This window comes from Pseudoalteromonas sp. P1-11, assembly GCF_001399995.1.
GTDB classification, from domain to species: Bacteria; Pseudomonadota; Gammaproteobacteria; order Enterobacterales; family Alteromonadaceae; genus Pseudoalteromonas; species Pseudoalteromonas atlantica.
Genome location: NZ_LJSP01000014.1, coordinates 1 through 11,749 on the forward strand (window position 1 = coordinate 1; position 11,749 = coordinate 11,749).

The 11,749-nt window shown below is 41.2% G+C and carries 10 protein-coding genes; 5 read left to right on the forward strand and 5 right to left on the reverse strand.

What is annotated here, in order from left to right:
* Nucleotides 1-243 precede the first annotated feature (243 nt).
* The 4 genes from AN390_RS17015 to AN390_RS17030 form a co-directional block, all read right to left on the reverse strand.
* Nucleotides 244-1,161 (reverse strand): carbohydrate kinase, encoded by a 918-nt coding sequence (locus tag AN390_RS17015; RefSeq protein WP_024032786.1) that lies wholly within the window; start codon nt 1,159-1,161, stop codon nt 244-246.
* Between the two features lie 2 nt (nt 1,162-1,163).
* Nucleotides 1,164-2,687 carry a mannitol dehydrogenase family protein gene (locus AN390_RS17020; protein WP_055255469.1) on the reverse strand — a complete coding sequence of 508 codons (1,524 nt, stop codon included), beginning with the start codon at nt 2,685-2,687 and terminating at the stop codon, nt 1,164-1,166.
* A gap of 36 nt (nt 2,688-2,723) precedes the next feature.
* Nucleotides 2,724-4,445: a cytosine permease gene (locus AN390_RS17025; protein WP_029772305.1), complete on the reverse strand. Its 1,722-nt coding sequence runs from the start codon at nt 4,443-4,445 to the stop codon at nt 2,724-2,726.
* Between the two features lie 382 nt (nt 4,446-4,827).
* Nucleotides 4,828-5,499: an HAD family phosphatase gene (locus AN390_RS17030; RefSeq protein ID WP_055255470.1), complete on the reverse strand. Its 672-nt coding sequence runs from the start codon at nt 5,497-5,499 to the stop codon at nt 4,828-4,830.
* Nucleotides 5,500-5,872: 373 nt separating this feature from the next.
* On the opposite strand from AN390_RS17030, the gene AN390_RS17035 reads away from it, so the two are divergent.
* From AN390_RS17035 to AN390_RS17045, 3 genes are all read left to right on the forward strand, one after another.
* Nucleotides 5,873-7,411: a catalase gene (locus AN390_RS17035; RefSeq protein WP_055255471.1), complete on the forward strand. Its 1,539-nt coding sequence runs from the start codon at nt 5,873-5,875 to the stop codon at nt 7,409-7,411.
* 100 nt (nt 7,412-7,511) lie between these two features.
* Nucleotides 7,512-7,973, forward strand: a complete 462-nt coding sequence (locus AN390_RS17040) for an ankyrin repeat domain-containing protein (RefSeq protein ID WP_408003183.1) — start codon at nt 7,512-7,514, stop codon at nt 7,971-7,973.
* Between the two features lie 393 nt (nt 7,974-8,366).
* Nucleotides 8,367-9,233: an alpha/beta fold hydrolase gene (locus AN390_RS17045; RefSeq protein WP_055255473.1), complete on the forward strand. Its 867-nt coding sequence runs from the start codon at nt 8,367-8,369 to the stop codon at nt 9,231-9,233.
* A 33-nt stretch (nt 9,234-9,266) separates the two neighbouring features.
* On the opposite strand, the gene yddG is transcribed toward AN390_RS17045, so the two are convergent.
* On the reverse strand, nt 9,267-10,187 hold the full coding sequence (yddG, locus tag AN390_RS17050; protein WP_024032801.1) for an aromatic amino acid DMT transporter YddG: 921 nt from the start codon (nt 10,185-10,187) through the stop codon (nt 9,267-9,269).
* Between the two features lie 175 nt (nt 10,188-10,362).
* On the opposite strand from yddG, the gene AN390_RS17055 reads away from it, so the two are divergent.
* Entirely contained in the window at nt 10,363-11,016 is a 654-nt protein-coding gene (locus AN390_RS17055) for a TetR/AcrR family transcriptional regulator (protein ID WP_055255474.1), read from the forward strand.
* A 3-nt stretch (nt 11,017-11,019) separates the two neighbouring features.
* Nucleotides 11,020-11,502, forward strand: coding sequence for a putative 4-hydroxy-4-methyl-2-oxoglutarate aldolase (locus tag AN390_RS17060; RefSeq protein ID WP_054981718.1), 483 nt, complete (start codon nt 11,020-11,022; stop codon nt 11,500-11,502).
* The last annotated feature ends 247 nt before the right edge of the window (nt 11,503-11,749 follow it).

An 11,749-nucleotide genomic window follows, 5' to 3' on the forward strand; every position in this document is an offset into this window, starting at 1 on the left:
CAGGAGCAGTTATCGAGCCCACTAGGTTACAAACCTCGCGCCGCGATTAAACCGCCCCTAGTTTGAACAAATTTCAAACTGCAAAGGTCAACAGACCCTATTTGAGTTACTTTTTATGCACCTTGCTCAACACTTAATCTAAACGGCTTCATTAATAAAAATTAAAGCAAAAAAAAGCGGCTTTACTATAAAAGTAAAACCGCTTACACACACAATGATTGGGTGTAACTGTGATTTTTTACGTTACGCTGGGCTCATAAACTCGTTAATTTGTTCATGAGTCAGTGTAGGTGTAGCACCGGCACTTTCGGCCACCATAGCACCTACTGCACACGCAAAATCAACAGCATGTTGTGCACAATCGCTACTACAAAGCTGATAAATTAACGACCCTAAAAACGAATCCCCCGCGCCTACTGTATCCACAACGCTAATTAAATAACCTGAGTTATAGTAATTTTCGCCTTTTATGGTTAGTAGTGCACCGTGGCTGCCTTTAGTTACACATAAGTATTCGGTGTTAGTTTGCTGTGCAATAAACGCTAAGTTTTGCTCAAGTGAATGGAACTTACAGCCCATTGCTTTGGCAATTTCATAAAGCTCTTCATCGTTTAATTTGATGAAGTCGGCTTTATTCATTAAATCTACTAATGTGTCTAACGTGTAGTGTGGCGCACGTAAATTTACGTCAAACACTTTAAAGTTAGCTACATCAACTAATTGGTTTAATGTAGCAAGTGAGGCTTCGCTTCGGCCAATTAGGCTGCCAAATACAAATACATCACTGGCTTTTACTTTTTCAATAAGTGAGTCTGTAAGCTCAATGTTATCCCACGCAGTGTCGGCAACTATTTCGTAGCTGGCTGAGCCGCTTTTATCTAAGGTAACTTGTACTGTGCTGGTTTTTTTGTCGTTATTAACGCCAATGTATTCGCAGCTTACGCCTTTGCTTTTAATTTCGCCTAGTAGCTCAGTACCCAGTTCATCGTTACCTACAGCGCTTATCATGTCGGCTTTAATGCCCAGTGAGTTAATACGCACACACATGTTAAGCGGCGCGCCGCCTAAGCGTTTATCGTTTGCAAAACAATCCCATAGTACTTCGCCGAAGCAACTTACGCTTACGTCTTTACCTTGTTTAGAATCAATTAAAATGCTCATTATTAGTTACCTTTAGGCTCAAGCACGTTATTCATAATTGCTTTAATTTTGCTTGCCGGTGCGTATAACGCTTCTACATTGTTTTTGTAGTGAGACGTAAAGGCACTTTGCGTGTTTAAATCACCAAATAAGCTTGTTAGCGATAAAAATGCAAGGTCATCAGTCGCCGTTTTAGCCGCGGCTTCATGTAACTCGCTTTGCATTGCATCAATTATTTCAAGCTTATTGCCTTGCTCATCTTCGCCTTTATCGCTGTAAAAACACCATGCAGCAATAACCAGGGTCGCAAGTGATACATCACGGCCATGGGCTAGGTTTTCGTTAATAGTGGCAATTAAAAACTTAGGTAACTTAGCTGCGCTTTCTGAACAAATGCGCGATAAGCTGTCTTTAATGTTTGGATTAGCAAAGCGCTCAATTAACGTGTCTTTGTAGATTTCAAGATCAATGCCTTCTAATTTCTCTAGGTTAGGCGTTACTTCTCTATCCATAAACGCACGTAAGTACTTAGCAAATAAAGGATCTGATACTGTTTCGTCAATTGTGCCGTAGCCATGTACAGAGCCTAATAAACCCAGTACCGAGTGGCCTGCATTTAATAAGCGTATTTTCATGGTCTCAAAAGGTGTTACGTCACTTACAAATTGTGCGCCAACGCTATCCCAATCTGGGCGTCCGCAACAAAATGAGTCTTCAATTACCCATTGTGTAAACGACTCACAGGTAATTGGCCATTCATCGCTAACCCCGTACGCATCAACAACGTAGTCAATATCGCTCTTTTTAGATACTGGCGTAATACGGTCAACCATTGCATTTGGGAAAGTTACGTTAGTAGCAATCCACTCGCTTAGCTCTTTGTCTTGCTCGGCCGCAAAGGCAAGTAGCATTTTACGCGTTACATTACCGTTGTGCTGAATGTTGTCGCACGACTGTACTGTAAACGCATCAAGGCCTTGTTCTTTACGTAGCTTTAACGCAGCAGTAATGTAGCCAAACGCCGTAATTGGGTCGTTCGGGTTATTAATGTCGTTAATAATGTCTGGGTTTGTGTAGTCAAACTCACCCGTAACTGGGTTAAAGTTATAGCCGCCTTCGGTAATGGTTAACGACACAATATGCGTATCGCTGTGCGCAAGCTTATTAATAACCGCTTGTTTGTCCTCTGGAGCAAACAAAAAGTCAATCATAGAGCCAATAACTTTGTTATCTATTTGCCCGTTTGGGTGTCTTACCGTTAGCGTGTAAAGGTAGTCTTGCTGCTTTAAAATATCGCGCAGACCACGGTTACCTTCTAATAAGCCAACACCACAAATACCCCACTGTTCAGCACCTGGCGTTTTTAATAGCTCGTTAATGTACACCGCTTGGTGTGCACGGTGAAAGCCGCCCACACCAATATGAACTATACCCGCTTTTAGCTTACTACGGTCGTAGTTTGGTGTATCTACATGGCTTGGCATATCTGCCAAGCTTTGTTGGTTTAGCCCTTTAACAAGAGCGTCAGTGTGCTGGTGTTGCGTCATGGTGCGGCCTTACTAAAACAATATTAAAAATTTAAATTAAGATGCAGTATTGAGTGCTTTATGGCGCAATAGCGACCAGTAAGCGGTTGCAAAATAAATAATGGTGCAAATAAAACATGCAATTTCAAACTGAGATTTATTTCCTGCGTAAATGCTCATGCTGTCACTAAAAAACATTACTTGGCTGGCAAAGCCAAAAATAATAAGTAACGAAACAGTCGACACGCCATTTAACACTTTGGTTAGCATTGAGTTATCAACAACTGGAGCTTGAACGTTTTCTGCAAGCCCTGCTTGGTACTCTTTAATGTCTTGCTGCTCTTGCTCTTCTGCTGCAATTTCTTTGCTGTAGTCTTCACCTGCGCCGTATTTTTTAGCCAATAGCGTGTAAATAACAATGGTGAAAATCCAAGTAGGAATAAATAAGTAGTAAAACGACATTACATCAATCGCATTTAAACCAAAGCCAAACACAAGTGCTAATGCCCAAGAGGCAATGGCTGGTACGCTACGTGTAATGTTTTTGTATTTAGCCCAGTAGCGGGTTAAACCAATTTTAGGAAATAAAACATGCTCGGCAAATACAATGCCGCCTACAGGTACTACTAATAAGCCTGCGTAAGTTAAAAGCGGTAACATTTGCGAAAATACAAACGGGAAACACGCAATTATAACGGTTACAACACCGACAATTGCGGTAGTGCGCTCGCGCGATTGGTCAACAAAAATAGATTGTGCTGCAAGGCCTGCGCGGTAAAGGTTGGCGTTAGCTGTAGTCCAGCCCGCAATAATTACAATAACAAAGCCTGTCCAGCCTAATGCGTGGTAAGCAACGTCACCTGGGTCAAGTGAAGAAATAGTTGTTTTAAGTAATACCGCAACACCTGCGCCCATAATACCGGCCGAGATCCATGCTAAGTAATGGCCAAAAAACATACCTACGCCTGAAAACAAACCGTAGCTTTTGCGTTTAGCAAATCTAAAAATTGCCATATCAATTAAGCCAAAATGGGTAATAGAGTTTGCAGCCCATGCAAAACCAATAACCTCTAATAAGCCAATACCTTTTTCGCCATCAGCGGTGGTACCGGTCCAAATAGAAGAATCCCCTATCGCCATAAAGTCATCAAACCCTGTTAGCGTGGTCACTCCTAATACATGATTAGAAAGCTCAGGGAACAAGGCAAACGAGCCCGCTATAAAAATAACAAATAACCATGGCGCACAAATTTTAGAAAAATCAGCAACGGTTGAAAAACCATACATAGCCACAAATACAACAATAGAGCCAACCGATAATACAATGGCCACAAATGCTAAGCTGTTAGGGTACCAATCGAGTTGCGCGGGTATATCAAACAAAAACCGCACTGCGGTTGCCGATACCGTGATCATGGCGGCGGATATCACACTAAATATGACCACGTTTGCCCAGTTATAGAGCTTGGTCATTGAGTTACCCGCAATTTTATTTAGGTAGTTGTATAAACTTAAGCGCGTTTCTACCGCAATTGGAGAGGTAATTAACCACCACGAACACATAGCTAATAGGTTACCAATTAATAAACCTAATAAAATGTCGATGGTCGATGCGCCTAATGCAACAAAGGTTGCACCAATAACAAACTCGGTTGCAGCAACGTGTTCACCAGCGTATAAACCGGCAAAGTGCTTCCAACCATGAAGCTTATGATTAGCAACGGGCAATTGCTCTTCGTTAACATCGTTAAATGTTTGTGTGTGTGGACTTGATGCCATGGTATTTTCCTATTGTTTTAAGCACAGCCCTAACTAACCTGAACTCTGGATAATAAATCTATCTCAAGCAGCTATTTCCAGCGCTAACTACGTTAAATTTACTTGCAATAGGCTAGCTATTTACCCGTAATTTCGCCTTGTTTTCACTGTAAATCTCTGGCTAGAGAAAATAAACATAGATATCACTTTTGATTTAATATGTTAGTAAATCTCTTAACCAAAGTTCAGGTTAACTATTAATTTAAATAAGTGTTTTTTATTTAAATTAATAGTGAGTAAATCACCGTGCCTTTTTATAATGCTACTACTATAACTAATTAATAATTAATGCATTTTTACGTTAAGCTTTGTCAGTGTAATAAAGCTCAACGTTGATATTCTATTACTGTGTTTGTAATGCTGGGTACTGCTTATAAAAGTCATCCCAATGCGTTAAATGCGCTACCTCTGGGTAAGCTTGGTGAACAAAGTTCACTGCATCTTGCATATGCCCACCCCCGCTGTAATGCAAAACCTGCATATTGGCGGCAAGTGCGGCGCACACGCCGGCTTTTGAATCTTCAATCACTAAACAGTTTTGTGGCTTCACGCCCATTTGCTCAGCGGCATGTAAAAATAAATCGGGTGCGGGCTTACCATTTTTTACCTCACTTGAGGTAAATACCTTATTAAAGTGCTGCGATAAATTAACCACATTAAGCGCTTTAGCTGTGCGTTTAGGGCTACTGCTTGTTGCAATACAGCAAGGTACAGATAATTGCTCTAGCACGTGTTTAATGCCGTTAGTTGGCATTAATGCAGTTTCGAACTCGTTTAATAATGCTTCTCGGTAATCGGCTTCAAAGCTCTCAGCTAAGGTCACGTTAAAGGTATCGAATAAGTTTTGGGTGACTGTTTTAAAATTACAGCCCAAAAAATATTGCTGTACATAGGCTCGGTCAATATTAACGCCAATCTCTGCAAGCATGTTTATTAACACTTGCGCGCTTAATATTTCGCTATCTATAACAACGCCATCACAATCAAAAATAACTAATTCTATTTTAGTATTCATATTGCCCCTTTTTATGCACCTAGTTTGGTGCAAACTTAACTTGAGCATAAGCCCAGCAAGTGAGCATATTCTCTTTATTGTTATAATAAGTCAACATCTTGTTAGTGAAAAACGTACCACAGTGGTGAATATTTATTCATTAAATATGAAATTGTCTGTATTTTCATTGATTTCAAAATTGCAATTACGACTAAGGTCGAACATTGCAAAACCGCTATTTAGAAAATAGAAGGCAGCACGCAAACAGCAATCTAAATTTGTGATTACTTCAATCTAAACAATCAATTTTACCGAACTCACTTTTGTTAATACACTCGTTAACAGTTAAACAGCCAGCAACACTGCCGGCACTTTTATACAGATGAGGTCGACAATGAATACTCAAAAAAACACGATTAATAATAAATCTACGTTAACGCTAAGCGCATTAGCTTTAGCAATGGCATTACCTGCAAGTGCCGCAACTACCCTTACTAAAGACAACGGCGCAGCTGTTGGCGACAACCAAAACTCTATTACCGCAGGTGAGCGCGGAAGTGTATTACTTGAAGACGTACACCTAATTCAAAAGCTACAACGTTTTGCACGTGAGCGTATTCCTGAGCGTGTAGTGCATGCGCGTGGTACAGGTGCTCACGGTGTGTTTGTAGCAACTAAAGAATTAGATGACTTAACAATTGCTGCACCGTTTGCAGAAGCGGGCAAAGAAACTGACGTATTTGTACGTTTTTCATCAGTAATTCACTCAAAAGGTAGCCCAGAAACACTACGTGACCCACGTGGTTTTGCTACTAAGTTTTACACCGACCAAGGTAACTGGGATTTAGTAGGTAACAACTTACCGGTATTCTTTATTCGCGATGCGATTAAATTTCCAGACATGGTTCACTCGTTAAAGCCATCACCGGTAGATAACATTCAAGATCCTAACCGCTTTTTTGACTTTTTCTCATACGAGCCAGGCTCTACTCACATGTTAACGTGGGTATACAGCGACTACGGTACACCAGCAAGCCTACGTAAAATGGACGGCTGGGGCGTACATGCTTACAAAATGATTAATAAGTCAGGCGATGTTAAATACGTTAAGTTTCACTGGGTAAGCCAACAAGGTATAGACAACCTTGATGCTAAAGAAGTAAACGAAGTGCAAGGTAAAGACTTCCAACACTTAACACGCGACCTATACAGCGAGATTGGTAAAGGCAACTTCCCTAAGTGGGATCTATACATTAAAACCCTTGATCCGTCGCAGTTAGATGACTTTGACTACAACCCATTAGATGCAACAAAAATGTGGTTAGACGTTAAAGAAACTAAAGTAGGCACCATGACCCTAAACCGTATGCCAACTAACTTCTTCCAATCTACAGAACAAGTTGCAATGGCACCGGCAAATGTAATTCCGGGTATTGAGCCATCTGAAGACAGACTATTACAAGGGCGTGTTTTCTCTTACGCCGATACGCAAATGTACCGCTTAGGTGCTAACCACCAACAATTGCCAATTAACCGTGCAAAAGTTGAAGTGGTTAACTACAACCAAGACGGCGCAATGAACTACGGTAATACAACAAGTAACGTGAACTACCAACCAAGTCACGAAAACGTTGCAGAAAACCCAATTGCACGCAGAAGTAACACAGAGCTAAAAGGCTACGTACAGCAAGCAGCAATTAAAAAGCAGCAAAACTTTGCTCAAGCGGGTGTACTTTACCGCAGCTTTAGCAAGCAAGAGCGCACTAACTTAGTTAACAACTTAGCCGGCGATTTAGGCAAAGTGAAAGACAGCAAAGTTATGCACAAAATGCTTAGCCACTTCTACAAAGCAGATAGCGAATACGGTACACGCTTAACTAACGCTGTAAACGGCGACATGAAACAAGTTAAGCAACTAGCCGCTAAGCTTTAATATTTTACCCAACCTGTAAGTTATTGAGGAAAGCCTAGCTTTCCTCTTTTTTAAAAAGGTAAACAGTATGCGTAAGTTACTTATTATATTTACTTTAGTGATGAGCTTTTCAGGCTTTGCCAATGAGCCACAAAGCCCTGTAACAGAACAAAGCACCGCCCAGTCGCAATACGACAGCTTACTTGCTTATTACTTTGCAGCCGCACGCACCGACGACACCGCCGTAATAACGCAATTTGTTGATGCTGGCATTCCTATTAATAGTTACAACCACAAAGGTTACACCGCGCTAATGATTGCCACCTACCACGGCAATAAAAATACGGTAAACACCTTATTGCAATTAGGCGCTAATGCCTGCCTTGAAGACAACCGCGGTAACACAGCCCTAATGGCCGCCATATTTAGAGGCGAATTTAGTATAGCTAAAACACTTGTAGGCCTTGATTGCGATAACGCACATCAAAATAAAGCCGGCCAAACAGCCGAGCAATTTGCACAAAAATTTGGCCAACAAAAAGTGCTCGACTTATTAGCACAGGTAAACAGTAAATCTAATTAACCAACTTTTAATATACCCCCTAGCCCGTTATTGTTAGTGGCAATAAGGCTAAATTAGCAGCCAATAAAACGGCTTTAGCAAAATAAGTAGTACCCTTTAGTTATTTAAACCTTCCTCTCGCCTCATTTTATCTGGGGCGTGGTTTAATACCAACGCCAATAAATAGCTGATCTATTTTACTCGCTAAAACAACTCATTTCTTTGTTGTAATTTTCGTCGAGGGAACAACCATTTACATCAATTTACGGCTAGGACTGAATTGTTTATTCGGCGTAAAATTTAGAACACATACTTAATGGGGTTGGTATAAACAACGCACACGCCTCTTGCTGAGGCTGGTCTAACCAGATATTATTTTTACCTGTGTACTTTATATGGGAAATAATAATTCTAATGACCGCACCACACTTTGAGCACGTCACTATAACCTGTAACGACAGGCAAACTCTAAGCGCACACCTATTTACACCCACCAGCGCTATTAAAGGTGCGGTGATGATTGCCCCTGCAACCGGTATAAAGCAGCAGTTTTATGCAAACTTTGCTACTTACTTACAGCAACATGGCTTTGGCGTTATTACGTTTGATAACAGTGGCATTGGCCAATCGCTTAACCGCAGCATTAAAAAAAGCAAAGCCAGTTTACAAAGTTGGGGTGAGCAAGACATGCCTGCGGTGCTTGAGCATTTGCAAAGGGTATTTCCTAATACGCAGTATCATTTAGTGGGTCATAGCGCCGGCGGGCAATTAGTGGGGCTAATGCATAACGCCAACGAGCTAAGCTCCGCGTTTAATTTTGCTTGCTCGTCAGGTAAATTAACTAATATGAGCTTAGCGTACCAGGTTAAAGCGCACTTTTTTATGAATGGGGTTATTCCTCTTAGTAATGCCTTGTTTGGTCATACTAAATCGCAGTGGTTTGGCATGGGCGAGCCACTACCTAAAGGCGTAGCTAAACAATGGCGCAAATGGTGTAACGCCCAAGGGTATGTACAATCAGCATTTGGTGATACCGTATTCCAACACTGTTACAACACACTTTCTATGCCCTCAATATGGGTTAATGCTACCGATGACGATATTGCTAACAATGCAAATGTTGCCGATATGCTCTCGGTTTTTCCTAAATTAAAAGCACAAACCCTAACCTTAAACCCACACGACTATGGTTTGAAGGAAATTGGCCATATGAAATTTTTTAGCAAAAAATCTGACGGATTATGGCCACTTGCGCTTAACTGGCTAAACAAACACAGTTAAAAAAGGATGCGTTTACTCCGTAAATTTGCACCGTTAATTTACGGCGTTAATTTGCTTTTTAACTGGTTTTTCACGCGTTACGAAATAGCACACGAGTGAGCCGCCAGTTACCATTATTACTCCTTGCCAAAACGAGGCACTAAGGGTAATTGATAAATAAAGCGCCGAAATAATCGCTGAAAAAACCGGCGTAAAATACGAAAGCGTACCAAGCAACATTAAGTTACCGCCAATAATAGCTTGGTTCCAAAGAGCATACCCACTGCCAACAACCACACCAGCTAGCACAAGCGTTACGGTCGCGTGCAGTGTAAAGGTCATTTTTGGCTCGTCACTTAATCCATACAACACCCATAAGCTTAGTGCCGTGGCGATAAAAAACAGCACAATGGCATTTTGCCCATTGCTATTTTTTTGAGTAATTACACAGTAAACAGACCAAATAAAAGGTGCTACAAACGCCAACAAGTAGGCCGTTGGGTTACTGGCAAAATTGCCCATAATACTATTAAGTGATAACCCACTATCGCCACCAACGCACCAAGCCACACCAAAAAAAGCAAGCAGCATACCGGGGTAAATCCAAACACTTACTTTACTACGGTTAACTATAATACTGAGCAAAATGGTAAGTGTGGGCCATAAATAATTTATAACCGCCATTTCTACCGCTTGGTGGCGATTATTAGCAAGCCCTACAAACAGCGCTAAACACACCTCGTAAAGTGCAAATAAAGCAGTACCCCAAATAATATAGCGCTTATTAAACCCAGCAAACTTAGGCCGCCCCATTACCAAAATTAAAAACAGCGCGCTTACACTGTACATGAGTGCCGCCCCTCCTATGGGGCCAAATAACTCCGAAACATCCCTGAGCAGAGCCACTAAACAACTCCATAATAAAATAGCGGCAATGCCATAAAGCGTGTATTTATGATTAGAAAAAAAGTCCATCAACTACCTAAAAGTACTACTTACGTTTGACGTTACGCTAACAGTAATTAGTGGGTTAAACAATTGTTGCTCATCATTTATTGTTATAAAGATGTTTTTGGCCTGTACTTAAGTGTTTGACCTTTTGGTCAGTAAAGTTACAATCATTCAACACGTTAAAAACAGCATCGCCATAATGAGCACACAAACAAAGCCAAATAAAAAAGAACTCACCCGAGTAAAAAACCAAACATTAATACTCGATGCCGCCGAGCAATTGTTTTCTCAGCTTGGTTACGATGGCACCAGTATGAGTATGGTTGCCAAAGAAGCAGGCGTTCCTAAGGCCAATATTTTATATTATTTTAAAAGCAAAGACGGCCTATACGAAAACGTAATAGACCGCATTATCGCGCACTGGAACTTAGGCTTAGATAACGTAACCCCTGAGGACGACCCTGCACATGTGCTGTATCACTATATTAAAAGCAAAGTCATACTTGCCGTAAACCAGCCGCTGCAATCACGTTTATTTGCCAGTGAAATACTGCGCGGCGCTCCTTATTTGCAAAACTACTTTAGAACCAACACACGCCCGTGGGTAAAACAAAAGGTAGGCGTGTTTCAGGCCTGGATAGATGCAAACAAAATGGATAATGTTGACCCTTACCATTTATTATTTACCATTTGGTCAACTACGCAGTACTACGCCGATTTTCAGGCCGAAGTGCTACTGGTAATGAACAAGTTAGAATACGACGAAACCGATGTGGCACAAATAACGCAATCAACTGCCCACATAATTTTAAAAGGTATTGGTTTAAAAATACCTGAGCACAGTGAGGCTTAACCCATGGATAACTTTACCACCCCAGACTTATTTGACGATCACCGCAATAGCGTACAAGTAGCCGACAGCGGCCTGCGCCACTTTGGTAAAAAAACCACATTTAGTGGCCAAGCAGTTACCGTTACCTGCCCAGACGATAACTCGTTTGCCGCAGACATACTGCATGAAAACGGCAAGGGTAAAGTACTGGTTATTGACGGCTTTGCTAGCAAACGCTTTGCTTTTATAGGCGATATTATGGCGGAGCGCGCGTTAAAAAACGGCTGGGAAGGCGTGATTATTAACGGCTGTTGCCGTGACATTGAAATACTTGCCACTATGGATTTGCCGGTTATGGCACTTGGCTCTACCCCGCGCAGTACATTAAAGCGTGGCTTTGGAGATAAAAATCAAACAGTGACCATGCTTAGTACCACAATTAACCCTAACGATTGGCTATACGCCGATGTAAATGGCTTAATTATTAGCCCTAACGCATTACTATAAACGCCACACTTGCAACCAAGTTGGTGCAATCACGCACCAACTTGGTTGTTTTCACCTCTAAATTACACCTTCTTTAATACTTATATTTTTATAAATATCTGCTAAACCCCATACAAACCAAACAAAACCTGACCGAACGGACAACTTTATTGCATTTGGCATTGCTTTTGCTTAGCTTTTAGGCAATATAATAGCTAACCGATTAAAAAGCGGATCAGGCTCTGTAAAATAAAAATAAGATGTTACG

Excerpts from the sequence above, each read along its gene's own strand:
- yddG (WP_024032801.1), bottom strand. The coding sequence starts at position 10,187 with ATGGACTTTTTTTCTAATCATAAATACACGCTTTATGGCATTGCCGCT.
- AN390_RS17045 (WP_055255473.1), top strand. The coding sequence starts at position 8,367 with ATGACCGCACCACACTTTGAGCACGTCACTATAACCTGTAACGACAGG.
- AN390_RS17055 (WP_055255474.1), top strand. The coding sequence starts at position 10,363 with ATGAGCACACAAACAAAGCCAAATAAAAAAGAACTCACCCGAGTAAAA.
- AN390_RS17015 (WP_024032786.1), bottom strand. The coding sequence starts at position 1,161 with ATGAGCATTTTAATTGATTCTAAACAAGGTAAAGACGTAAGCGTAAGT.
- AN390_RS17040 (WP_408003183.1), top strand. The coding sequence starts at position 7,512 with ATGAGCTTTTCAGGCTTTGCCAATGAGCCACAAAGCCCTGTAACAGAA.
- AN390_RS17030 (WP_055255470.1), bottom strand. The coding sequence starts at position 5,499 with ATGAATACTAAAATAGAATTAGTTATTTTTGATTGTGATGGCGTTGTT.
- AN390_RS17020 (WP_055255469.1), bottom strand. The coding sequence starts at position 2,687 with ATGACGCAACACCAGCACACTGACGCTCTTGTTAAAGGGCTAAACCAA.
- AN390_RS17035 (WP_055255471.1), top strand. The coding sequence starts at position 5,873 with ATGAATACTCAAAAAAACACGATTAATAATAAATCTACGTTAACGCTA.
- AN390_RS17025 (WP_029772305.1), bottom strand. The coding sequence starts at position 4,445 with ATGGCATCAAGTCCACACACACAAACATTTAACGATGTTAACGAAGAG.
- AN390_RS17060 (WP_054981718.1), top strand. The coding sequence starts at position 11,020 with ATGGATAACTTTACCACCCCAGACTTATTTGACGATCACCGCAATAGC.